23 protein-coding genes are annotated in these 20,801 nt (G+C 59.9%); 12 read left to right on the top strand and 11 right to left on the bottom strand.

Annotated features, from left to right (window positions below):
* Nucleotides 1-204: 204 nt before the first annotated feature.
* Nucleotides 205-651, bottom strand: a complete 447-nt coding sequence (locus FHT87_RS30305) for a DUF4168 domain-containing protein (protein WP_183806432.1) — start codon at nt 649-651, stop codon at nt 205-207.
* Nucleotides 652-1,405: 754 nt separating this feature from the next.
* Here FHT87_RS30305 and FHT87_RS30300 point away from each other — a divergent pair.
* Nucleotides 1,406-1,606: a hypothetical protein gene (locus FHT87_RS30300; protein WP_183735913.1), complete on the top strand. Its 201-nt coding sequence runs from the start codon at nt 1,406-1,408 to the stop codon at nt 1,604-1,606.
* Between the two features lie 141 nt (nt 1,607-1,747).
* Here FHT87_RS30300 and FHT87_RS30295 read toward each other — a convergent pair whose 3' ends face one another.
* On the bottom strand, nt 1,748-2,224 hold the full coding sequence (locus FHT87_RS30295) for an Lrp/AsnC family transcriptional regulator (RefSeq protein ID WP_183806415.1): 477 nt from the start codon (nt 2,222-2,224) through the stop codon (nt 1,748-1,750).
* A gap of 158 nt (nt 2,225-2,382) precedes the next feature.
* Between FHT87_RS30295 and FHT87_RS30290 the strand changes: the two genes are divergently transcribed.
* Both FHT87_RS30290 and FHT87_RS30285 read left to right on the top strand, forming a co-directional pair.
* Nucleotides 2,383-2,916: an alpha/beta fold hydrolase gene (locus FHT87_RS30290; protein ID WP_183806413.1), complete on the top strand. Its 534-nt coding sequence runs from the start codon at nt 2,383-2,385 to the stop codon at nt 2,914-2,916.
* Nucleotides 2,917-2,992: 76 nt separating this feature from the next.
* The gene (locus FHT87_RS30285; RefSeq protein ID WP_183735910.1) at nt 2,993-3,853 is read left to right on the top strand and encodes a transglutaminase-like domain-containing protein; all 861 of its coding nucleotides are present in this window, start codon (nt 2,993-2,995) and stop codon (nt 3,851-3,853) included.
* A gap of 88 nt (nt 3,854-3,941) precedes the next feature.
* Here the strand turns inward: FHT87_RS30285 and FHT87_RS30280 are convergent, their stop codons facing one another.
* Nucleotides 3,942-5,816 carry a methyl-accepting chemotaxis protein gene (locus FHT87_RS30280; protein WP_183806411.1) on the bottom strand — a complete coding sequence of 625 codons (1,875 nt, stop codon included), beginning with the start codon at nt 5,814-5,816 and terminating at the stop codon, nt 3,942-3,944.
* Between the two features lie 257 nt (nt 5,817-6,073).
* The gene (locus tag FHT87_RS30275; RefSeq protein WP_183806409.1) at nt 6,074-7,045 is read right to left on the bottom strand and encodes a quinone oxidoreductase; all 972 of its coding nucleotides are present in this window, start codon (nt 7,043-7,045) and stop codon (nt 6,074-6,076) included.
* A gap of 85 nt (nt 7,046-7,130) precedes the next feature.
* Here FHT87_RS30275 and FHT87_RS30270 point away from each other — a divergent pair, with 85 nt between their 5' ends.
* Entirely contained in the window at nt 7,131-8,003 is an 873-nt protein-coding gene (locus FHT87_RS30270) for a LysR family transcriptional regulator (RefSeq protein WP_183806407.1), read from the top strand.
* 20 nt (nt 8,004-8,023) lie between these two features.
* On the opposite strand, the gene FHT87_RS30265 is transcribed toward FHT87_RS30270, so the two are convergent.
* The 3 genes from FHT87_RS30265 to FHT87_RS30255 all read right to left on the bottom strand — a co-directional run bounded on the left by FHT87_RS30265 (nt 8,024) and on the right by FHT87_RS30255 (nt 10,374).
* Nucleotides 8,024-8,365 carry a hypothetical protein gene (locus tag FHT87_RS30265; RefSeq protein ID WP_183735906.1) on the bottom strand — a complete coding sequence of 114 codons (342 nt, stop codon included), beginning with the start codon at nt 8,363-8,365 and terminating at the stop codon, nt 8,024-8,026.
* 253 nt (nt 8,366-8,618) lie between these two features.
* Complete coding sequence (locus FHT87_RS30260) at nt 8,619-9,572, bottom strand: glycoside hydrolase family 75 protein (protein ID WP_183806406.1); 954 nt, start codon at nt 9,570-9,572, stop codon at nt 8,619-8,621.
* The gene (locus tag FHT87_RS30255) at nt 9,487-10,374 is read right to left on the bottom strand and encodes a M15 family metallopeptidase (protein WP_183806404.1); all 888 of its coding nucleotides are present in this window, start codon (nt 10,372-10,374) and stop codon (nt 9,487-9,489) included. The genes FHT87_RS30260 and FHT87_RS30255 overlap by 86 nt, the downstream gene beginning before the upstream one ends.
* Before the next feature lie 1,042 nt (nt 10,375-11,416).
* On the opposite strand from FHT87_RS30255, the gene FHT87_RS30250 reads away from it, so the two are divergent.
* The 3 genes from FHT87_RS30250 to FHT87_RS30240 all read left to right on the top strand — a co-directional run bounded on the left by FHT87_RS30250 (nt 11,417) and on the right by FHT87_RS30240 (nt 13,260).
* Entirely contained in the window at nt 11,417-11,617 is a 201-nt protein-coding gene (locus tag FHT87_RS30250; RefSeq protein ID WP_183806402.1) for a hypothetical protein, read from the top strand.
* Nucleotides 11,618-11,869: 252 nt separating this feature from the next.
* Nucleotides 11,870-12,526, top strand: a complete 657-nt coding sequence (locus FHT87_RS30245) for a glutathione S-transferase family protein (RefSeq protein WP_183806400.1) — start codon at nt 11,870-11,872, stop codon at nt 12,524-12,526.
* 191 nt (nt 12,527-12,717) lie between these two features.
* Nucleotides 12,718-13,260 carry a CbrC family protein gene (locus tag FHT87_RS30240; protein ID WP_183806398.1) on the top strand — a complete coding sequence of 181 codons (543 nt, stop codon included), beginning with the start codon at nt 12,718-12,720 and terminating at the stop codon, nt 13,258-13,260.
* Nucleotides 13,261-13,394: 134 nt separating this feature from the next.
* Here the strand turns inward: FHT87_RS30240 and FHT87_RS30235 are convergent, their stop codons facing one another.
* Nucleotides 13,395-13,868, bottom strand: a complete 474-nt coding sequence (locus FHT87_RS30235; RefSeq protein WP_183806396.1) for a hypothetical protein — start codon at nt 13,866-13,868, stop codon at nt 13,395-13,397.
* A 234-nt stretch (nt 13,869-14,102) separates the two neighbouring features.
* On the opposite strand from FHT87_RS30235, the gene FHT87_RS30230 reads away from it, so the two are divergent.
* Together FHT87_RS30230 and gltS are read left to right on the top strand one after the other, a co-directional pair.
* Nucleotides 14,103-14,837, top strand: coding sequence for a phosphotransferase (locus FHT87_RS30230; RefSeq protein ID WP_183806394.1), 735 nt, complete (start codon nt 14,103-14,105; stop codon nt 14,835-14,837).
* A 209-nt stretch (nt 14,838-15,046) separates the two neighbouring features.
* A complete protein-coding gene (gene gltS / locus FHT87_RS30225) occupies nt 15,047-16,252 on the top strand; it encodes a sodium/glutamate symporter (protein ID WP_183806392.1) in 1,206 nt (401 codons plus the stop codon).
* A gap of 124 nt (nt 16,253-16,376) precedes the next feature.
* On the opposite strand, the gene FHT87_RS30220 is transcribed toward gltS, so the two are convergent.
* Entirely contained in the window at nt 16,377-17,105 is a 729-nt protein-coding gene (locus FHT87_RS30220; protein ID WP_183806390.1) for an SDR family NAD(P)-dependent oxidoreductase, read from the bottom strand.
* Nucleotides 17,106-17,194: 89 nt separating this feature from the next.
* Between FHT87_RS30220 and FHT87_RS30215 the strand changes: the two genes are divergently transcribed.
* A complete protein-coding gene (locus FHT87_RS30215) occupies nt 17,195-17,578 on the top strand; it encodes a helix-turn-helix domain-containing protein (protein ID WP_183806388.1) in 384 nt (127 codons plus the stop codon).
* A 39-nt stretch (nt 17,579-17,617) separates the two neighbouring features.
* Here FHT87_RS30215 and FHT87_RS30210 read toward each other — a convergent pair whose 3' ends face one another.
* A complete protein-coding gene (locus FHT87_RS30210) occupies nt 17,618-18,511 on the bottom strand; it encodes a LysR family transcriptional regulator (protein WP_183806386.1) in 894 nt (297 codons plus the stop codon).
* Between the two features lie 157 nt (nt 18,512-18,668).
* On the opposite strand from FHT87_RS30210, the gene FHT87_RS30205 reads away from it, so the two are divergent.
* A complete protein-coding gene (locus FHT87_RS30205; protein WP_183735890.1) occupies nt 18,669-19,316 on the top strand; it encodes a hydrolase in 648 nt (215 codons plus the stop codon).
* 180 nt (nt 19,317-19,496) lie between these two features.
* Here FHT87_RS30205 and FHT87_RS30200 read toward each other — a convergent pair whose 3' ends face one another.
* The gene (locus FHT87_RS30200; RefSeq protein ID WP_183806384.1) at nt 19,497-19,955 is read right to left on the bottom strand and encodes a helix-turn-helix domain-containing protein; all 459 of its coding nucleotides are present in this window, start codon (nt 19,953-19,955) and stop codon (nt 19,497-19,499) included.
* Between the two features lie 111 nt (nt 19,956-20,066).
* Between FHT87_RS30200 and FHT87_RS30195 the strand changes: the two genes are divergently transcribed.
* Nucleotides 20,067-20,789, top strand: a complete 723-nt coding sequence (locus tag FHT87_RS30195) for a hypothetical protein (RefSeq protein WP_183806382.1) — start codon at nt 20,067-20,069, stop codon at nt 20,787-20,789.
* Nucleotides 20,790-20,801 lie beyond the last annotated feature (12 nt).

Genomic DNA, 20,801 nt, shown 5'->3' with positions numbered 1-20,801 from the left:
TCGACGTCCCGCTCGTCGAGGCCGCCTCCCGGTATTTCCAGGAAGAACCTGCCCGCCGCATGCCGATATTGGCGAACGAGCAGAAGGCGATCGTCGGTGATCGGGGGAACCAGGCCAGGATGGCGCTGACCTTGCCCCAGTAATCGAGCTGAATTCCTCGACGCAATCCTCTGCGATTTGAGGATTATGCAGAAGCGCGCAGCCCTATTGCTGCTGCGCCGGCGGCGGGGCGCCGATCTTTTCCAGAACCTTCTTGGCGAGAGCCGGGTCGCTCTGTGCGGCCGTCAGGATCGACGAGTATTCCTCGACAGAGATGTCCTTGGAGGCTTCGACGGTGTCGACCATCTGCTTCTTGGCTTCTTCCTGCAGCTTTTGCTTCGCAGCTTCGTCCGTCGTCGCGCCGATTTTGGCCGAATATTCCTTCCTGATCTTGTCGACCTGCAGATAGGCGACGGCAAAGGCGTCGATTTTCTGATCGCTGACAGGGGCGGCGGCACCATTGTCGCCGGTCTGCCCTTGCATCGGTGCTTGGCCCTGCGCCGGCGGCTGCTGTTGCGCCTGGGCCAGGTCCTCGGCGGATGCCGGGCTAAGGGCAAGCAGGCAGAAGACCGCAGCGGTCATCGTTGCGACGGGTGTGTAACGAGTGATCATAGTCATTCCTTTTCACGTGCATGATTTGATCGGCAGCAGGACCGCCTCGGTCGATCGCTCAGCCGCTGGAGGCTGGCGAGGTCGCAACGATGGACCTTTAAGAGGGCACAGTGCGGCGGTGGCGGGGCAATTTGCTGACGATTGAGCGGCGGCTTTGTGACCGGGATCGCGATCGACGGTGCTTTCGTCCGTCATGCCTGCATTCACCCTCTCATACCGTCTCATACTCCTTTTGGAGCAGAAATGTACGGAACGATAAGTTTCAGGACGCGGGAATAACGACAATTGCGTCCCATGGCTGTATTTAAATAGCTACGGTTAATTCCTGAATGAAGACGGAAAAGACCAGAATATTTCACCTGCCAGCGCCGCGTCGAGACGTAGCAATTCCAGGTGAAACGGCAGGAATTCAAGAAGAAACACAGAATACGAGGCGGACAGCGATGAACTGTCCGGGAAATATCCGTGCGTGTTCTGCATAGGCTTCGGCCTATTGTGGAGACTCTTCGTCACACAACCCGCAGTCGCCAAAAAGAATACTTATAACCGGCTGCGCAGGCCTCCTCGATCTCTCAACTGGGGGGAGGATTGAGGCGATCGATGGCAAGGCCAGGTGTGACGAAGCGAGGGGTTGCGCGCAAATTCAGGCGCTTGAGTCTATGCGTATGAGCCTGACGCTGACGCGCAACCCCATTCTATCGAACCTGGAGAATTCTGATGCGAACTGCCCTCTCATGGGCAAACGGAGGCTAAGATGATCACGACCGAAGACCAGAACCACATCGAATTGAAACAGACTGCGAACTGCAGAAGGGACGTCGAAATCGCAATGATGGGAATGCTCACCAATCTGCAGAAACATGGATGGTCAGCAGCGGAACTGGCACTGGCGCTTGCCGATGCCTCGGAAGAGCTCGTGATGCTGATCGCCAGCAAGACGGTGAGATCGAATTAAAGCATGTCGCGCAAAAGTGTGTAGCGGTTTGCGGCAACGACATGCGTAAAAACTGACGAAAGCGGCGAGTTCGTCGTATCGCGTTGCGATACGACGCCGCTGTTCGAGCCCGGCAACACTTCTATCGCGATTACCGCGAAATCAGCCCTTCATTATGAGCGCGCGCCCGATAGGTTTGGGAGGCTCACTGCGTAAAACGATCGCAGTGTTGACCGAGCCGTAGCGGGCAATGGCATCGACGATGCTCTCCAGCTCCGCCGGCGAAGGCACGATGACTTTCAGGTGGAAGCAGTCTTCTCCCGTCAGCCTGAAAACCTCGATGACCTCAGGCATTTCCGAAAACTGCTTCAGGCAGGTCTTGATATATTCGTGCGTGGTGCGCAGGCGGATGATCGCCATCATTCCGAGCCCGACCGAAGCAGGATCGATGACAGCCCTGTAGCCGCTGATGATGCCGCGTTCTTCAAGCCGTTTCAGCCGTTCCGACGCTGCCGGCTGCGAGAGGCCGACCCTTCTTCCAAGTTCGGAAACGCTGATGCGCCCGTCGCCCTGCAGGGTTTCGATCATGGCAATGTCGGTTGGATCGAGCTCGGCACGACTATCGAAATGTTTTGCCATCGACTTTGAATCCATCGGTTTGCAGTGAACTTTTCCGATGAATGCCAATTTATCATCTCTGAGTAAACGGTCATGTTGATGCCGTAATCACAAGCATCGGCCCGAAAATCAGAATCCATTTTCGGAAAGCCTGATGCGTAGATTTAAAGAGGCGAAGCATGACCGAAATCATCCATCTGCCGGGCATCGGCAATTCCGGCGAGTTCCATTGGCAAAGCCGTTGGGAGAGCGCCGATCCCTCCATCCGCCGTTTCGACCCCGCGAGCTGGGACGAGCCGGATCTTTCCGACTGGATCGCGGCGCTGGAGCAGGCCGTGCGTGCGGCGCGAAGGCCGCCCGTTCTGGTGGCCCACAGCCTCGCCTGCCTGCTCGTCGCCCATTGGCATGAAGGTTCCGATCTGCCGATCAAGGGGGCAATGCTGGTCGCCGTGCCGGATCCGGCGTCTCCGGCTTTTCCCGCGCAGGCGGCAAGCTTCGCAGAGGTACCCCGGAAGCGGTTTCGATTTCCCTCTCTCATCGTGGCAAGTACCGATGATCCCTATGGTTCGTTGCCCTATGCCGAGATGCGGGCAGAGCAATGGGGAAGCGCGTTGGCGGTGATCGGCGCGGCCGGCCACATCAACGGCCAAAGCGAACTCGGCGATTGGCTGGAAGGCCTGGCGCTCCTGAGAAACTTCGCGGGCCGCCTGTAGCCCGCGTCGCTCGATTGACAATTTTTGAAAATTTGCCCTTCTTGTCGTGTCTCAATCTCAACGGAAAGAGACACCAATGCACAAATCCTTCTATGCTTCCCAAAGCGTCTACTCGGAACCTGGCCCCTATCGCGAAACCTTGATGCGCGGTGGCGTCGAGCCTAAGTCATTTGCCCGGTGGATCAGCTCGTTCATGCAGCATCCTCGCGGGGCCGAGTCCGAAGAACGAGGCTTCAAACCTGAACAGGCCGCCGATCTGGAGCTTCGTTCGGTGGCAGAGATTCTGGCTGTCGCCGTAAAACGCAATTTGCTTGACGGCGTTTCCGCACAGCACAAGGTCGGCGGCGTATGCCGGGACTTTGCTATACTGGCGGTTAGCAGATTTCGTGAGCGCGGCACCCCCGCTCGCCTCCGTGTCGGGTTTGCCGACTATCTGGTGCCTGGGCATTGGGAAGATCATTGGCTTTGCGAATGGCATGACGGCGCGCGTTGGAAACGGCTCGATGTGGAGTTTGCAGCGATCGGGGGAGTTTCCTTCGATACGCTGGACGTGCCGCGCGAGCGGTTCCTAACAGCAAGCGAGGCATGGTTTCGGATCAAAGACGAGCCAGAGATCGCCTCCCGATTTGGCGTGTCGAGTCTCGACCTTGGCGGGGAGTGGTTCGTCGCGGGAAGCCTGCTTCGAGAAATGGCAGCCTTGCGTAAGCTGGAACTGAAGCCGTGGGATTACTGGGGTCCATCAAAGGACCTCTCCCCAGTTTCGACCGAGTTGTCGCATCAGGCGCGGACGACGTTCGACCAACTCGCTTCACGGCTCAGGACCGTCACTGTCGACGGGGAGGACGAGCCGGAGGCTTTAGCGGACTGGCCTTTACCAGAGGAGGTTATCAGCTTCCCACAAGGTGAGGCTGTAGCTGTCGTATTACGCAGTTTATAATACACGCTACGTTGCAAGGGGACGGGGCTGCCGTTGAGATCCCCGCAGACGGTGCCCGCTCCATGACAGCGCTCCTCGCTCGCAGGTTTCATCGTTGCGTGATGCGGCGTGCAGCCACCAGATCGACCACCGCGCCGGTTTCAGCCGACCGGGCGTTGCGTCCATGCTCGCCTGCCCCGGTCGCCCCCACCTGAAACTGGTTGACCAGCTCGCGCAGACGCCCTGCTTCTGAAGACAGCGACGCGACGGCTGCGGTCGATTGTTCGACCATCGCCGCATTCTGTTGCGTCGACTGATCCATCTGGTTGACGGCGGTGTTGATTTCGGCGAGTCCGGTCGACTGTTCGCGTGCCGCGGTCGCGATCGCGTCCATGACCTGATTGATCTGCGCGACATAGTCGCCGATCGACTTCAGCGACGCTCCGGTCTGGAGAACGAGTTTCACGCCGTTCTCGACTTCGGCCGACGACTGCTGGATGAGCACCTTGATTTCCTTCGCCGCTTGAGCGGCACGCTGCGCAAGCTCCCGGACCTCCTGCGCCACGACGGCGAAACCCTTGCCCGCCTCGCCAGCGCGGGCCGCCTCGACACCGGCGTTCAATGCGAGAAGGTTCGTCTGGAAGGCGATTTCATCGATCACGCCGATGATGTTTGAAATCTGCTGCGAACTGCCTTCAATGCGGCGCATCGCCTGCTCGGCTTCCGATACCACGGTCGCCGAATGCTGCGCGCTGGCATTGGCTTCCCTCGCCACGTGACGTGCTTCCTCCGTCCGCTTGGTCGCTGTCGAGACGGTCGACGTAATCTCATCGAGAGCCGCCGCGGTCTCTTCGAGGGAAGCCGCCTGCTGCTCGGTCCGTTTCGACAGGTCCTGAGCACCCGATGCAATCTCGCTGGTGCCGTTATCTATGCTGCGCACCGTCTGCAGCACGGCACCGATCGTCATCCCCAATTGGTGCAGCGAGGCGTTGAAGTCCTGGCGCAGCGCTTCATATTCCGCCGCGAATTGCTCGGAAAGCTGAAAGAATATGTCGCCTTCCGACAGACGCCGCAGTCCCTCACCCAGCGCCGTCGTCGCGAAGCGCAACTGCTCCGCCTCACGCTCAGCCCGCCGCTGAGCCGCCGCGCGCGCCGCTTCGGCTTCGCTCCGCGTTGTTGCAGCCTCCCTTTCGAGCCGCACCACATTGAGCGCATTCTGCCGGAAGACTTCGACGGCACCCGCCATGTCGCCGATTTCGTCGGCGCGACCGGCATAGGGGATATCGCTGTCGAGATCTCCGGCTGACAGGCGCCCCATTGCGGATGCGATCCTGCGGATGGGAGTGGCAATTCCCAGGATTGCGAACACAATGCCAGCCGCAGCGATCGTCACCGCGAGCGCTGCAATCGCCGCCGTCAGCGTGAAGGCCGAATTCGCCGAAGCGCCGCTCGCAGCCACGAAACTTCCCGCCTGGCTGAGGATGAACTCAACGAGATCGCCAATGCGAGCGTTCACCACCTTGGCCTGCGGCTCCATCATATCCTTGAAGAGGCGGGCGGCGTCGGATGGCTTGCCGCTGGTCTGCAGGGCGACCATCTGCTCCGCCATGTCACGGAATTTGGAAAGCTCCGGCTTGATTTGATTGATCAGTTCACGCCCCCGCTCGGTGCGAACGCCCTTTTCATAGTCGAGGACGAACGTGTCGAGGGAGGTGGCCGCCGTGGCGATCCGTTGCGTGCCGGCGCCCTGGTCTTCGGCCGTCGTATCCAGGAGGAAATCGGAATAAGCCAGTTGCAGATCGAGGAAACTGCCCTTGATCTCGCGCGCCGTCACGAGCCGCTCCATCCAGAAGTGCCCGATCTGCTCCGCGTGCGAGCTGATCGTGGAGATCGTACTCAGTGAAACATAGGATAGACTGATAACGAAAATGCTGATGGCAGACAGTGTCAGAACAAGGGCCTGCTTGATGCTTGGGCGTTTCATGCGAGTCTCCTCCCGAAGTGGCCTGACCAGCTTGCCGGCCGATATAAAATCTCACAGCGCATTGATAATTTAGTCTTAACTAAACCTCCTATCGCGCTCCCTTTCCTGACAATTCGGGGCCGATCATAACTTCCGCGATCATTCGATTGCGCCGCAATTTGTGGCTCCACAAACACCGGTATTAAAGGGTTTCAAAGGTGCAGCGACTGGTAGAAAACCGGCGATGCGCGAATCTTCTCATGCGGCATGATTCGCCATCACGGCAGCAGCAATATGCTCCCCGCCGACCGCCCCGACTCCATCTCCTCATGCGCCTTCGCAAAATCCGCCAAGCCGTATTCGGCAGCGATCTCGCAGACGATACCCCGCTCCATCGCTGATATCGCAGCCTCAGCGGCCTCGCGGTAGCGGCCGAGATCGGCGCTCCAGGCCATGATGCTCGGATGCGAGAGCGATTTGCCGGGCCGAAGCTCTTCCACGGCAACGGGCGGAATGGGACCTGCGGCCTGGCCGATGGTGACAACGGTACCGAACGGGCGCACGGCGCGAATGCTCTTCAGGAGCATATCGCCGCCAATGCCGTCATAGGCGACATCGACGCCGTTTCCATCAGTCAGCCGCTTGACCTCGGCGACGATATCGGCCCCTCGCCCGACGATCAGGTGGTCGGCGCCATAGGAGGCGGCGAGCGCTGCCTTCTCGGCCGAACCGACCGTGCCGATGACGGTGGCGCTAATCGATTTGGCCCAGCGCACGAGAATGCTGCCGAGCCCGCCGGCGGCGGCATGGATCAGAACGGTGCTGCCGTCGCCGACATTGCAGACCTTCTTCAAAAGCATATAGGCCGTCATGCCCTTGAGCAGCGAGCTTGCCGCCACCTTTGCGGAGACCGCAACGGGAAGCCGGATCACCCTTTCGGCTGGCAAGATGCGGGTGGAGGCATAGGCGCCGGCCGGCGGGCCGGCATAGGCGACGCGGTCGCCCGGCGAAAGCGCCGTGACATCGGGGCCGACCTCTTCGACGACGCCCGCCGCCTCCACGCCGATGACGGCGGGATAGGAGGGCAGCGCGTAGAGCCCCTTGCGGTGATAGACATCGAGGAAATTGGTGCCGATGGCCTGATGACGGATCTTGACCTCGCCTGCAGCGGGGGATTGCGGCGGCTGATCCTGCAGCCGGAACTGGGTGACATCGCCGGGGGCATTCAGCAGGACGATCTGGTCAGTCATCGTTCAATTTCCTTTGTGGGGGCTCCGTTACAGGAAGACAAACTAGCCGGTGGTCATATGTGTGAAAATTCCCTATTGTCGCACAATGATTGGGAAGGAATTCACACAGATAGCCAATTTCACACAGATAGATTGGGACGATATCAGGCATTTCCTGGCGCTGGCGCAGGCCGGAACCTTTCTCGGGGCGGCACGGCAGATCGGCGTCGAGCACGCGACGATCAGCCGGCGCGTCAGCGCGCTCGAAAAGAACCTCGGCCGCAAGCTCGTCGACCGCCGCGGGCGGCGCATCGTCCTGACCGCTGAAGGCGAAGAGGTTGCGAGGCACGCGGCCCTCGTCGCGCAGCAGACGGCTGTCATCGAGCAGCTTGGCCGCACGAGCGCCACCGACATGCGCGGCCATGTGCGGATCAGCGCCCCGCCGGCGCTGTCGAGCGTGCTTCTCGCCAAACCTGTCGTCGCCGTCAGGCGGCAGCATCCGGGCATCGAGATCACGCTGGTGGGCGAAAAGCGGCTCGCCTCGCTGAACCGCCGGGAGGCGGATATCGCGGTGCGGCTGTCGCGGCCGGAAGATGGCGACTATGCCATCGCCAAAATCGGGCAGATCGCCTTCCATCTCTATGCATCGAAGGCCTATCTCGAAACCGTGCCGGAGGCGCAATGGACCTTCATCGGCTATGACGAGGGCATGAACGCCTCGCCGCAGCAACTGCGGCTCCTCGAACGCGCCGCCGGCCGGCCGATCGCCATCCGCTCATCGGTTCTGGAGTTCCAGGCCGCCGCCGCAAGGCTCGGCGGCGGTGTCGTCATGCTGCCGGATTTCGCGGTGCCGGATGGCCTGCAGCGGATCGAGGATGAAGATCCGCTGACGCGGGAGGTCTGGCTGGTGGTCCACGCCGAGATCAAGGATGTGCCGGCTGTTCGAGTGGTGATGGAGGCGCTGAAGGGGGCGTTTTGAGATATGTGAAGGTGCGGCTGCTAGCCCGCAGACTTCGCCGGGTCTTTGCCTGCCCAGTAGTGGATGGATATGTTGCGGCCATTGTCGAGGAGACGCGCGGCGATCTCAGGATTCCCGCCCTCGAACGTATCGGGATCGGCGCCGCATAACATCAGGAACAGTTTCTGATGCATCACCGCGGCGAAATAATCATAGGCAGGCAGCATCTCCCGAGATCCGACAGTCTGCAGCTCTTCGCCGGCCCGGTTCCTGGCATCCTCGATAGCTTTGCGCACCGTCGCAAACATGGCCTGTTCGGTCCGACTCAGGATCTCGTTGACCTGCCGTTCGGCAGGGGTGAGGACGGGGCAGCTCTCATCCATTGGGCATATCTCTGCTTCGATCGGTTAACAGGGTTGCTCAGACACCAGCTTTGGGCGGTTTCCCGGCGACCAAGACGCTCTATCTAATGTCGGACGAATGAGCGTTCCAGTCGTTCACGCTTCCTGGCGAACCTCGCTGTAAGGATTCGTGCCCACCATCCCCGGCGGCTTGAACACCTGAAAGGCCTGAGTGTGTGGCCCCCTCACCCTAACCTGACCGGGGTCGAGCCATGGTTTTACCGGCTCCGGTCTCTCAGCCTGAGGAGGCACAGGTCTGAAGAACACTCTCGCCACCGATAGTCCCGAGCAAGGTCTCGACCGCCTGGTCGATCTGTGCCGGTGTCATTGGCCACTTTCGGGCGCGTTGATCGACCGATCGTGGAAAAACGAGATATAACACCTTACCGCTTGCCACGCCGCCTCCGGTGCGCGGGTTCGGATTGTTGCCGCCAAGTGCCTGAAACAGAGCAATCGAGCCTTCACCCAGCGGTTCGTCAGGCCCGATATCGGCCACGATAAAGGCTGTCTTCTTCTGCGTCTGGAGATGATATGCGATCCCCAAATCTCCCAGCTTGCCTGTTCCCGCCAATTGGAAGAACGGCCGGGGAAAGACGACATACGGGATTGTCGAAGCATCGACATAGCGCAGCGTTTCGCGCTCGTTTCCGTTGGCGGAATCCTGCAGCGCCGTCTTGGACACAAAAAATCCTTGAGCAGGACCCGAGGGCTGAACGAAAGCCTTGCCCGGGTCAGCAGGATCCACAGCCAGTACCGTCGGCCACCAGGACTTGTTCGGATATCCGGCGTTGGCAGGGCAATCGAGGCCTGCGCCGGTGGCGCCGCACGGCTTTCCGACATCGTCGGGATGATAGGCCCTTGGCGCACCATCCGCATCGATCGCCGTGCGGCTGGTAATCCAGAAATATGCTTTGTGATCGGCGGTACGGCGCAGCTCCGTGTTCTTGTAGGTACGCCAGTCCGCGAAGGGACAATCCGCGGCCTCGGCCTGGCGGATCTCTCCTTGCAGCAACGCCGCCAATAGACCAGCGGCAAGCAGTGGGTTCATTCGGGGCTTCATAAAGTCCTCCTTGGCTGCTTCGCGGAAGCAGGCAGCTTCTTGATCAGGACACTTTGCTGATCTCGAAATGCATGCCGTCTTGTGTGCTGAAATGTCCCCCCCAGAACAGGCCAAGATCGTTAGCGGCACGAACGAGCTCCCGGGTCGAGCCTCGCATGCCACAGCGCGCGGGAACATGACCCAACATATTGTCGGGAAAATTGATGTCGAATGCAGAGCCAAACGAATGGTTGCTGAGGGCACTGACATCGACACTTTTTTTCTCGCCGTGTCCGCCTGCGCCGGGCGGAGCCTGGTTACGCTTGTAACGTGGCACGAAGCAACCCTCATAGCTCATGATCAAATGCAGAAGGTCAGCCCGTTCCCATGCTTCGAACAGCTTGGTCAACATTGGTGCAGCGAGCTTGTGGCAGCGCACCTTGCCGTTAAACCCGCGCGCGAACCTGAGTTGCGGCATAGGGATCTCGGTGATTTTTGCCGCGGTCCAATCCGGCAGGGCGCCGTCGCAACTCCCCTTCATAACGATCGCTTCCGCGTCCGGGCGTTGCGCTCGTGGTCGTTGAGTGAACTTAAAGCATGTAAAAGCCGCGTTGCGTGACGCGTTGGACGGACTTTCAAGATTGTTTGGTTCAGCTGGGAAGGAAGTGCCCGCACGATCTGAATAATAGTTGTCCGGTAGTATCGTGTAGCCGAGCTCTTCGGCTTTTTGAAGCGTCTGGTCATTGACCTTGCCGTTTGAAGTCAAACCAGACTGTACCTGGAAAAATTTGGTCGCTGTCTCCGTTTTCATGCCAAAATCGCCGTCAATTTGTCCGGCCTGATTGATGCCAATTCTGAGCAGAAAATACTGCCAGCGCTGGACTTCGGCGATAACGTTCGGTCCGCCACGTGAAAGTCTAAATGGCACGGCTTCCTCCTTAAGTTCGAACATGCAGATATCGCTCTGCAAAGGCGTAAGGTTGCTACGTCAGCGGTTCTTGACCAGCGCAGGTGCGGTTGAACCACGTATGCTCTGTCTGACCGGTCAAGGCTGGCCTCAATGAACGGAGTGTTTGAGCCTCGCTGAGAGGCCGTTGCCTGGGTCACGGATTCGGCGGCGACATTTCGTAAAGCCGGGGTGCGCCGTTCAGCGGGCCATCTTCAAAGATGAGGATCTGAACCTTCCCGGCCTCCCGGCCACTGACATTGCTCGCCTCTTTGTCGGATACGGAAAGACTGGGTTCTCCACCAAGCGCTTTCAAAGACTGAAGGCGACGGGCATCAGCCGCCACGGCCGCGCAGAACACACCGTTACAATGATCAACGCCAAATATGCGAAGCGGCTCTTTTCAATTTTTTGCCCCCATCTCCAGCACTAGAACACTCTGCGCAGCACATTACGACCGCCGCCGATGGAAGTCGCAATCGGACGTTGAGTTCCAAAACAGCCGCTCAAACAGCGACAACATTTCATGCACGGAAAAGGCCCGATGCCCAATTCAGCAGCAGGCAAGCCAACCCCTGGAATTTCTTAGGAAGTCCCCAGTCGTCACTTATTTTATCCAGATAACGCTAAATTAGATTTTTGTTAGATTACAATTTTCGGTTTTTTAATGCAAGTCAGATGTGTCAACCGGATGGACGAAATTCAAGACTGTTGACAGTAGTCCAATTTCGGCCCGAAGAGTTGTCGGCGCCTGCCGGCAGATGGGTGTAGTGGCTCGAACAATGGGCCGACCTCGCTCGGCACCTGGGACTGACGGATATTCTGCAGCATGACCAACGGCAAAATTTGAACACCGGCTGTCGAATTCGCGCCCGCTCGCTCGTCATCTTGCCAGAGAGGTCAAGGAGAACAGCCATGACGATGACCACGACCGCCGTCGAATGCGCGCCGCCCTGCCTTGTTTTTGTCACTACTTTGACATGTGTTCTTTACAAATAACGCCTACCATAGGTAAAGACATGGAGGGCAGGCGATGGGAGGACAGGCGATGAATGAGATGACTGCATCGGACATGCTGAGGGATCCGCTGATCCGCCAGATGCTGCGCGCCGACAGGATCAGCCTTGCCTCCTTCGCCGCGCTGCTCGATGCCGCCAGCCGGCGGCAGGCCCGGCGCGGCCACGAAAGCGCTCCTCCGCAGCCTGCGGCACCGGAGGTCTGGAACGGCAAGGCTCTTTCCACCGTTTGACATCCCCCTGCCCGATCAGGGCAGAAACCTTCGGCTCGCCCTAGCCAGGCGGGCTTTTTTTTTGCGCCCTGCCCTCTGGCCCAAACGCACCCTGCCAAGCTTCCTCCTTGTGACCGCCGCCCCATCGTTCCAAGGTTGATCGATGGCGCAAGGCCGGCCCCGCTAGGTCCGCGCAGGGATTATGTCCGGCATCGCCTGTCGGATTCCCGCCCGGCCGCTCGTCTTCCAGACGGCCAGATCATGGAGGATATCATGACGATTACCATTACCGCCTTCGAACGCTCGCCCGATCGCGGCAGGGGCCTGGCGCGCGACATGCGCGTCCGCTGGGCGCTTGAGGAAGTGGGGGAACCCTATGAGGTCCGCCTCGTCTCGTTCAAGGCGATGAGAGAGCCCGCACATCTCGCGCTTCAGCCTTTCGGGCAGATCCCGACCTATGAAGAAGGCGATCTCGCCCTCTTCGAATCCGGCGCGATCATCCTGCATATTGCCGAGCACCATCCGGGCCTGCTGCCGGACGATGCCAACGCCCGCGCCCGCGCCATCGCCTGGCTCTTCGCCGCCGTCTCGACGATGGAGCCCGTCATCGTCGAGCGCGAAACGGCCAGGTTCCAGGAGGGCAAGGAGCCCTGGTACGAGGAACGCCTGGCCTACGTCCATGAGCGCATCCGCAAACGGCTCGGCGAACTCTCCGCCCGGCTTGGCACTGCCGACTGGCTGGACGGGAATTTCAGCGCCGGCGACCTGCAGATGATCTCGGTTCTCTTGAGATTGAAAGGCTCCGACATCATGGAAGAATATGCAAACCTTGCCGCCTATGTGGCGCGCGGCGAAGCCCGCCCCGCCTACCAACGCGCCTTCGCGGCGCAGAAGGCGGTGTTCCTGGCCGTGTCGGATGGCGGGCAATAGTCTTGATAAGGCCGAAAGACTGCGAGAGCCGTGACCGCTTTGCGTTATGAGGTATCTTTGCAGGGGGCGATCGGCAGAAGCCGAAGCGGCCTGGCGTAAATGTGAGTTTCCACCGGTCTGCGCAATGCCTAGATGTGGCAAGCGATGGCGTGCTCGATCCATCTTTTGCAATGTCGACAACGGAGTCACTGATGACGGTACCCGAAGAAGATCTTCCCGACTTCGAGTATTTTCTCGATCCCATCGCGAACGGCTGCATCGTGGCGATGCGTGCGACATGCCCATGCTGCGGAAAAGAGCGGGAATTCATGTACCGCGGCCCGATATACTGCAAGGAGGACATTCCGCACGTATGCCCGTGGTGCATCCGCAGCGGCGAAGCCGAACGGACGTGGGATGCCTCTTTCAACGACGCCCATTCGATACCGAAAAACGTCCCGAAACAAACGATCGATACGGTGTGCAGGAGGACGCCCGGATTTGAAAGCTGGCAGACCAATCGATGGCTCTTTTCCGAGACGGACGCCATGGTGTTCGTTGGCGAGATCGATGGGGCCGCCTTGTTGGCCGAAGCGGACGATGCAAAAATGGCGGCCTGCCGGAAGGCGCTGGACGAGTGGCACTTTCCTGAGGACTTCGACTTTGCGGAAATCACCCGAGGAGGCCAGCCGGCCGTCTATCTTTTCAGGGACAGGCAATCCGGTGAATACAGCGCATATGCTGACATGACCTGAGGCATGCGGGAACGCAGTCGTTGGGGATGTATTGCTTTTTTTGACATAACTGCCTTTGCAGGCATCACCAAGGCGACCTCCCTTACCGGCAGTAACCACCCGCGTTGCGGTATCCGCGAGCGCGCAGCAGCGATCTAAAGGAAAAGTCGCCCCTCGGCTTTGTAGCCTTCCGGTTTTGGATCAGGAATGGCATGAAGCTTTTCCTTCATGTCAGCCCGAAGATACGTATCGAATACACAGCCTCTTCCACGCCCCATAAGGTGCCTGCCCGTTTTCCGCTCGAGCCAGGCGCTGGCGGTCGCGCCGACGAATTTCCGGTACTGGACTCTGTTGGCTAACGGCTTGCTGAGACAGAATGTCTCGCGTTGGTTTCCTGAGGCTTCGGCCTGAGGGTGTTTCGAATGGTCGTAGTTCCACCAGACCGAAACACGCAACTCGCCGTAGCCGATGCTTTCCCAGAGCACCACGGACGGATATCCGGCAATACCGGCAAACAGGTAACCATCCTCGTCGGTCGGACCGTTACCGGCCGGGGCAGCAAGGGATATTCCGCCCTGCTTGATTGCCTCGTTCATTCCCAAGACCAGCAATTTCCGGTAGCTGTCCATGACCCCCTCCCCTGATTATCTGGCAATACCTCTGCATAGGCTTGGTTGAGGTGGTGGCGGACGAACGAGCGAGTTGGTGGCGCAAAGCCGTTCTAAAAAATCCGGGCTTCTACGTTCGCTTCGAGCCGAGCCGACGAAAGCCTTGACCGCTTTGCGCCACCATGGAACATCGTGGCGTCGCAAATTTTCGCTGTTTCTTCCGTCAATTTAATCAGGCCGCCAGGGATATCGCCAATGGGATGGGAAGCACTCAAGCGATGGAGTGACGATGCGGTTCGCATCGAACCCCTTACGGGTGGAGTTGCCAATGATGTGTGGAGCGTTCGCGTTCATGGGCAGATCGCAGTCGGTCGTCTCGGCTCCAGAACCGACGCTGATCTCGCATGGGAAACCGAGCTGCTCCAACACCTCGACCGTGAAGGCATGACCGTTCCAGTGCCGATCCCGACGGCTGACGGCCGGCTGTTCGTGGACGGTCTGGTGGTGATGAAATACATGGAAGGCGGACCGCCCGAGACGCAGTCCGACTGGCGTCGCGTCGCCGACACGCTCCGCGAACTGCATCGGTTGACGCAGGGCTGGCCGCAGCGCCCAGGCTGGCGGTCGTCGACCGACCTCCTGCATGCCGAAACCGGAACGAGGATCAACCTTTCCACGATGCCGCCTGAGGGCGTTATTCGATGTCGAGCAGCGTGGGCGCGGCTGATCGGGCGTCAGACATGCGTTGTCCACGGCAACCCGAACAACCCCGGCAACGTCCGCATGGCCGCAGATCGGGTCGCGTTGATCGACTGGGATGAGTCACACGTCGACGTCCCCGATCTTGACCTCGTACTGCCTGGCAACGCCGCCGATCTCGATGACGGCGCGTATGACATAGCCGCGCAGGCATCAGCCGCATGGGAAGCCGCCGTCTGTTGGCAGGACGAGTACGCAGTCAGACGGCTTGCCGAAGTTCGACCGGTCTGAGCAGTTTCGGCGGATCGACCGGCCTATCAAAGATGGAGCGTGTGCCTTGAAGCGCCGTAATGCGCCCCGCACCGAGCGCTAAAGTTCCGACGAACAAAGGTCATGCCCTGATAGCGGCGAGACGACAAAACAATATTTTCACTGGTTCAGTCAAAGCGCGTGTGTCAGTGTTTTGCAACCGACAAGGCGCGTGGCGGTGAAGGTGGCACATGTCGACAATACAGGTCCCGGGACTGCTGTCGTTCACCATAGCGATCCTCGTGTTCTTCGCCGGCGCGAACCTCAATCGGCTCATCCCCGCCCTCACCCGCTGGAGCATCCCGGAGGCGGTCACGGGCGGGCTCCTGGCAGCACTCGTGACGCTCGTCGCCTATGAGTTCTTCGGCATCGAGATCAGCTTTGCGCTTGGCGCACGCGACATGCTGCTGCTTTATTTCTTCACCGGCGTCGGCCTGAACGCGCGGGTCTCCGATCTCCTTGCCGGCGGCAAGCCGTTCCTCATCCTGCTCACCCTCACGCTTGCGTTTCTTGTGATCCAGAACCTCCTCTCCATGGGAGCCGGCGCGGTGCTCGGTCTTCCGCCGGGCATGGCAATCCTTCTCGGTTCGACCTCGCTGATCGGCGGACACGGCACGACGATTGCCTGGGCTCCGATCGTGTCGAGCCGTTTCGGTCTCACCAATGCTCTCGAAATCGGCATTGCCAGCGCAACGCTCGGCCTGGTCGTCGCCAGCCTCGTCGGGGGACCGGTCGCGCAGTATCTGATCACCCGGAATGGCTTGAGCGGCCCCAAGGACGAGGAGCTGACGATCGGGGTGTCGCGGGAGGCCGTTGCCGGCCACGAGGACGATGTCAGTTACATCAGCCTGTTGCGCACGTTGCTGGTGACAAATGTTGCAATCATCATCGGCTACGCCCTGCACGAGATTATCCTCGACGCAGGAATTAACCTTCCGCTGTTCGTCGTCTGCCTGCTGGTCGCCATCGTGATGACGAACAGCGTTCCGTTCCTGGCGCCGCGCCTGCCGTGGCCGACGCACACCCGCGGCCTGGCGCTCATATCCGATCTCTCGCTGAACGTGTTCCTGGCGATGTCCTTGATGAGCATGCAGTTGTGGGGCCTGAGCGGGCTCGGCCTTTCGCTGGCAATCGTGCTGGCGGTGCAGACGCTTGCGGCCATCGTCTACATCATCCTGGTCGTGTTCCCGGCCATGGGGCGCAACTACAATGCGGCAGTCATTTCCGCCGGCTTTTGCGGGATTGCGCTCGGCGCTACCCCGACGGCAATCGCCAATATGACGGCGGTCACCAAGATCCACGGAGCAGCGACCATCGCGTTCATCATCCTGCCGCTCGTCTCCGCATTCTTCATCGATCTGGCAAACGCAGCCGTGCTTGGGTTCCTTGTCCGGTGATTGGTCCAGCACCCTCTATGCCGTGATGTGAGGAGATCGCAACGGCGGGCTATGCGTAGAACAAAGCTCATCTTGAGCGGGGGCCAGCGGTGTTGCCGCTGGCCCCTTACGATGGCCCTGTTGATCAATGCGGGTAGCGACTGGCTGGCAGGATCGACTCGGCACGGGACCGGTCGGCCGCCATCGACCAGATTTCCTCCGCAAGTACGTCGGGATCGATTGTCGTTAAGCGCGGATCATCGAGCGGCATGCCACTTGCGGCCGCGACTCGAAGGCCGGTGGAGTTGTCGATCATGGCACCGATGTGGAGCATCCCGGCGAACACGCCGCGCGCCTTGATCTCTTCGTGGAGGCCGAGGATGTAATTGCGCGTAGCGGCAAAGGCCGGGCCTGGGCCGCTCAATCCGGGCATCGGCGTTACCGCCGAAAGACCGTCCGCGACGATGATCGCCCCATTGCCGCGAGCAAGCATACCCGGCAATACCGCACGGACGACTTCGACTGGAGCCAAGGTCAGGATATTGACGAGTTCCTTGAGCAAGGCGGCCGTCAGATCGACAGCCGGAAGCATACGAAAGCTGCCGACGGGCGCGAAAACCGCGGTGTGAATCGGTCCCGACTTCTCTTCGATCTTTTCCACCAGAGCCGCGATTGCGTCGATCTCATTGAGATCGCCGGGAAAGGCAGTTGCGTCTATGCCCTGTGCCGATAGCTCGGACACTCTCTGGTCCAGAGACTGGGCGTTGCGGGCGACGAGGGCGACGCGGAATCCGGCCTTTCCATAGCGCCTTGCGACGGAAGCACCCAACCCTGTGCCGGCACCAAAAATCGCGATTGTTTTCTGGTCAGTCATGACATCTCCTGTGGTAGTATGTTTTGCTGACTAGATATGTCTGCCAGACTGCATCAGCACAAGAACGCATAAAATTAGGGCCTGGTCACATGGATTTACCTACCCCGCCGCCGCAACCGGGAACGAGCATGGACTGTCGTCCAATCAGCCAGATGCTTGGTCGCCTTGGTGACAAGTGGACGATCATGACGATCACGATGCTGCTCGATGGTCCGAGGCGATTTAACGAACTGCGCCGGCTTATCGGGGGCATCAGCCAGCAGATGCTGACACGGACCTTGCGTGCCCTTGAAAACGATGGTCTCGTTTCCAGAAAGGTCTATCCGACAATCCCGCCTCAGGTGGAATATAGTCTTACCACCCTCGGCAGGTCCCTTGCCGAGCCTTTAACGCAGCTGACGCGCTGGGTTCTGTCGAATATGAGTGAAATCGAGCGCAATCGCCTGGAAGCGACCAAAGATACCACCAGATGAGAGCGCCGGGCGCCATTCGGACCCCGCGCCATCAGTACCTCAGCGGCCTCCGCCCAAAGGCGGCGGAGCCTCCACGAAACAGTCGATCAGCATGTCCGTGAGCACGCGTATCTTCCGTGCGGGATGCTGCCCCGCCGGGCGGACGAGATAGATGCCCGCCGGCGGTGGCGGATAGCGTGTCATGACCGGCACCAGCGCGCCGGAAGCGATATGCTCATGGGTCACGCCTTCGGGGATCCAGGCTATGCCGAGCCCCGCCAAGGCGGCGGCGGCAAGGGCGAGTGCGTTGTCGGCCTTGAAGCGCCCCCGCGGATGAACAGTGATGATCTCGTCTCCGTCGAGGAATTGCCAGGGTTCCGTTCCCTGCATGAGGGCCTCGTGGCCGGCGAGATCCTCCGGCGTCTCGGGCGCGCCATGCCTCCTGATATAATCAGGGCTTGCGACCAGTTTTCCGTAGAGCGGACCGATGCGCCTTGCGACCAGGTTGGAATCCGGCAGATAGCCGACCCGGATCGCGCAATCGAAACCCTCTGCGATGAGATCGACGAAGCGATCGCTGTAGGAGGCATGGATGTGCAGTTCGGGATGGCGTTGCGCCATCTGCGCAAGCACGTGCGCGAAGTGGCTGGGGCCGAAGGACAGCGGCACGGCAACACGCAGCCGGCCGCGAAGGTCACCGGAAGGCAGGATCGTTTCTCTCGCCACATCGATCTCGGCACAGACCCTGGCTGCATGATCCCGAAACGTGATCCCCGCTTCCGTGAGCGCCGCGCCGCGTGTCGTCCGTGCCAGAAGCTGGACGCCGAGTTCGGCTTCAAGCCGGATGAGCCGCCGGCTGACCATCGACTTGGAGATGCCGAGCCGCCGCGCGGCGGGCGAAACGCCGCCGGCATCGGCAACTTCGACGAATGTCCTGAGATCTTCGATTTCCAATTTGGCGTTCCCCATTTCGCGACACAGCTTGGCACCGTTGCAGGCTACCGTAACAAAAACAGGAATGACAGTGTGCGTTTCGCAGGCGGCGCGGCTGTCAGCGCATGTCTGCCGATAGCCCGAATTCACACATAAAACGGCAGCAGAGGATATATTCATGACCTTTCGTAATGGCCTTGCCTCGCTTCTTCGTCCCGAAGATTCGGTACTCGTTCTGATCGACCACCAGCCTTATCAACTCGCAAACCTGAACAGCCACGATCCGCAAGCTGTGGTCAACAACACGACCGCGCTGGCGAAGCTGGCAAAAGCTTTCAATGTTCCGACCATTCTCACCAGCGTGATCGCGGCGCGCGGCGGACTTCTCTTCAAGCAGATCACCGACGTCTTTCCGGACCAGGACGTCATCGATCGCACCTGGGTGAACACCTGGCAGGACGAGAATGTGGTTGATGTCGTCAAGGCGACCGGCCGCAAGCAGCTGATCATCGCCGGCCTGTGGACCGAGGTCTGCGTCGCAATGCCGGTGATCCAGGCCGCCGGCGAAGGCTGGGACGTGACCGTGATCACCGACGCGTCGGGCGGGATTTCGAAGGAGTCTCACGAAGTTGCCGTCCAGCGCATGATCGCGGCCGGTGCGAACCCGATGACCGTGATGGCGCTCGCCGGCGAATGGCAACGCGATTGGGCGCGCACCGAGCATGTCGAGGAGCTGACCGAGATTCTCATCCAGCACTTCGCCGGCAGCGGCATCGCCTATCTCTGGGAACAGCAGCTCCTCAATACGCCAATCCCCACTGCATAATTCCTTAAATCGGAATCGATTTAAGAACAAAATTATGCAGAAACTCAAAGTGTTACAGCGTCCTTTGCGCGTCTTAAAAGACGCGCGGCGCTGTAATAACGCAGGCTGATATGAGCGGGGGTGACGAGACCCTGACCGGAGCGACGTGAATAACCTCATCGCTTGCCAGGCTCGTCATCCCTATCCGTCGACCGGGAACGCTTCAATGCGAAACTGCCGGGGTCCCAGGGGCCGGCCATCCCGGGCCGCAAGCTGAAGCTTCTGCAAGGGCTGTCCGTTCAGGCTGTCCACTATTGCATAGTTCAGTTCACCTTCCGCAAAGCAATGCTCCTCCCCCCATTGCCAGAGAGCGACGAGGACCACGCTCAGCTCGTACCCTTTCGGCGTCAGAAGATAGAGATGGCTGAGTGCGGAGTCGGGGTCCGGCTCCACCGTGAAGATGCCCTCCTCCACGAGCTTTCGCAGGCGAACCGACAGGATGTTCTTTGCGAGCCCGAGGCTCTTCTGGAATTCGGAAAACCGTCGAAGCCCCTTGAAAGCCTCCCTGATGATGAGGAGCGACCACCAATCTCCGACGGCTTGCAGAGACCGCGCGATCCCGCACTGGGCGTCCCCCATGTCAGTCCGCTTGCCCTTCATTTTTCCGCCTTTCATCTAGATTATGGTTGCAAAGTTAAACCAATTGGAGATAGATGTCGATAGGTTTCAAAGTTAAACCTTTATGATCATCACGAACCGGAGGGTCTTTGAGTGACCGACCTATTGGATCTCGCAATCGAAGCGCATGGCGGCCTGCAACGCTGGCAGCGGATCGAGCAGTTGCATGCCCATATCAAAGTTGGCGGCGCGGTCTGGCATGTGAAGGGCTGGCCGGATGTCTATGCCGACATCCACACATCGGTCTCCGCCCGTCGTCCGCGCACCGAATTCACTCCCTTCCTGGAGAAAGGGCAGCATTGCGTCTGGGAGCCGGAGCGAACGGCGATCGTCGCGGATAGCGGCGACGTCGTCGAGCAACGCGTCGCGCCGCGCTCCTTCTTCGAAGGACACACGATCACCACGCCCTGGGACCGGCAGCATCTGATCTATTTCACCGGCTATGCCATGTGGACCTATCTGACGACGCCGTTTCTCTTCACGCTTCCCGGTTTCAGGACGCAGGAGATCGAGCCGTGGCAGGAAGAGGATGAAATCTGGCGCCGGCTGAAGGTAACCTTCCCCTTGACCATCCCCAGCCATTCCACCGTGCAGACCTTCTATTTCAATTCGGATGGTCTGTTGCGACGCCATGACTATAGCGTCGACATCATGGGCGGCACCAAGAGTGCCAACTATGCCAGCGACGTCAGGAGTTTTGGCGGTTTGATGATCCCGACGAAGCGCAGGGTCTACGCAACCGGCCCGGACAACCGGCCCATCCTCGATCGGGTCGCCGTCTCGATCGATCTGCTCGACGTCGACATAGAGCCGTAGCCCGCCCACCGG

This window comes from Rhizobium sp. BK316 (assembly GCF_014193695.1).
Classification (GTDB): domain Bacteria; phylum Pseudomonadota; class Alphaproteobacteria; order Rhizobiales; family Rhizobiaceae; genus Rhizobium.
Note: the sequence above shows the minus strand (reverse complement) of the source record. Positions and strands in the feature narration are given on the sequence as shown.

What these genes read in the sequence shown, in the direction of transcription:
- FHT87_RS30305 (WP_183806432.1), bottom strand. Translation starts at nt 651, where the DNA reads ATGATCACTCGTTACACACCCGTCGCAACGATGACCGCTGCGGTCTTC.
- FHT87_RS30300 (WP_183735913.1), top strand. Translation starts at nt 1,406, where the DNA reads ATGATCACGACCGAAGACCAGAACCACATCGAATTGAAACAGACTGCG.
- FHT87_RS30295 (WP_183806415.1), bottom strand. Translation starts at nt 2,224, where the DNA reads ATGGCAAAACATTTCGATAGTCGTGCCGAGCTCGATCCAACCGACATT.
- FHT87_RS30290 (WP_183806413.1), top strand. Translation starts at nt 2,383, where the DNA reads ATGACCGAAATCATCCATCTGCCGGGCATCGGCAATTCCGGCGAGTTC.
- FHT87_RS30285 (WP_183735910.1), top strand. Translation starts at nt 2,993, where the DNA reads ATGCACAAATCCTTCTATGCTTCCCAAAGCGTCTACTCGGAACCTGGC.
- FHT87_RS30280 (WP_183806411.1), bottom strand. Translation starts at nt 5,816, where the DNA reads ATGAAACGCCCAAGCATCAAGCAGGCCCTTGTTCTGACACTGTCTGCC.
- FHT87_RS30275 (WP_183806409.1), bottom strand. Translation starts at nt 7,045, where the DNA reads ATGACTGACCAGATCGTCCTGCTGAATGCCCCCGGCGATGTCACCCAG.
- FHT87_RS30270 (WP_183806407.1), top strand. Translation starts at nt 7,131, where the DNA reads ATGATTGGGAAGGAATTCACACAGATAGCCAATTTCACACAGATAGAT.
- FHT87_RS30265 (WP_183735906.1), bottom strand. Translation starts at nt 8,365, where the DNA reads ATGGATGAGAGCTGCCCCGTCCTCACCCCTGCCGAACGGCAGGTCAAC.
- FHT87_RS30255 (WP_183806404.1), bottom strand. Translation starts at nt 10,374, where the DNA reads ATGTTCGAACTTAAGGAGGAAGCCGTGCCATTTAGACTTTCACGTGGC.
- FHT87_RS30250 (WP_183806402.1), top strand. Translation starts at nt 11,417, where the DNA reads ATGAATGAGATGACTGCATCGGACATGCTGAGGGATCCGCTGATCCGC.
- FHT87_RS30245 (WP_183806400.1), top strand. Translation starts at nt 11,870, where the DNA reads ATGACGATTACCATTACCGCCTTCGAACGCTCGCCCGATCGCGGCAGG.
- FHT87_RS30240 (WP_183806398.1), top strand. Translation starts at nt 12,718, where the DNA reads ATGACGGTACCCGAAGAAGATCTTCCCGACTTCGAGTATTTTCTCGAT.
- FHT87_RS30235 (WP_183806396.1), bottom strand. Translation starts at nt 13,868, where the DNA reads ATGGACAGCTACCGGAAATTGCTGGTCTTGGGAATGAACGAGGCAATC.
- FHT87_RS30230 (WP_183806394.1), top strand. Translation starts at nt 14,103, where the DNA reads ATGGGATGGGAAGCACTCAAGCGATGGAGTGACGATGCGGTTCGCATC.
- gltS (WP_183806392.1), top strand. Translation starts at nt 15,047, where the DNA reads ATGTCGACAATACAGGTCCCGGGACTGCTGTCGTTCACCATAGCGATC.
- FHT87_RS30220 (WP_183806390.1), bottom strand. Translation starts at nt 17,105, where the DNA reads ATGACTGACCAGAAAACAATCGCGATTTTTGGTGCCGGCACAGGGTTG.
- FHT87_RS30215 (WP_183806388.1), top strand. Translation starts at nt 17,195, where the DNA reads ATGGATTTACCTACCCCGCCGCCGCAACCGGGAACGAGCATGGACTGT.
- FHT87_RS30205 (WP_183735890.1), top strand. Translation starts at nt 18,669, where the DNA reads ATGACCTTTCGTAATGGCCTTGCCTCGCTTCTTCGTCCCGAAGATTCG.
- FHT87_RS30200 (WP_183806384.1), bottom strand. Translation starts at nt 19,955, where the DNA reads ATGAAGGGCAAGCGGACTGACATGGGGGACGCCCAGTGCGGGATCGCG.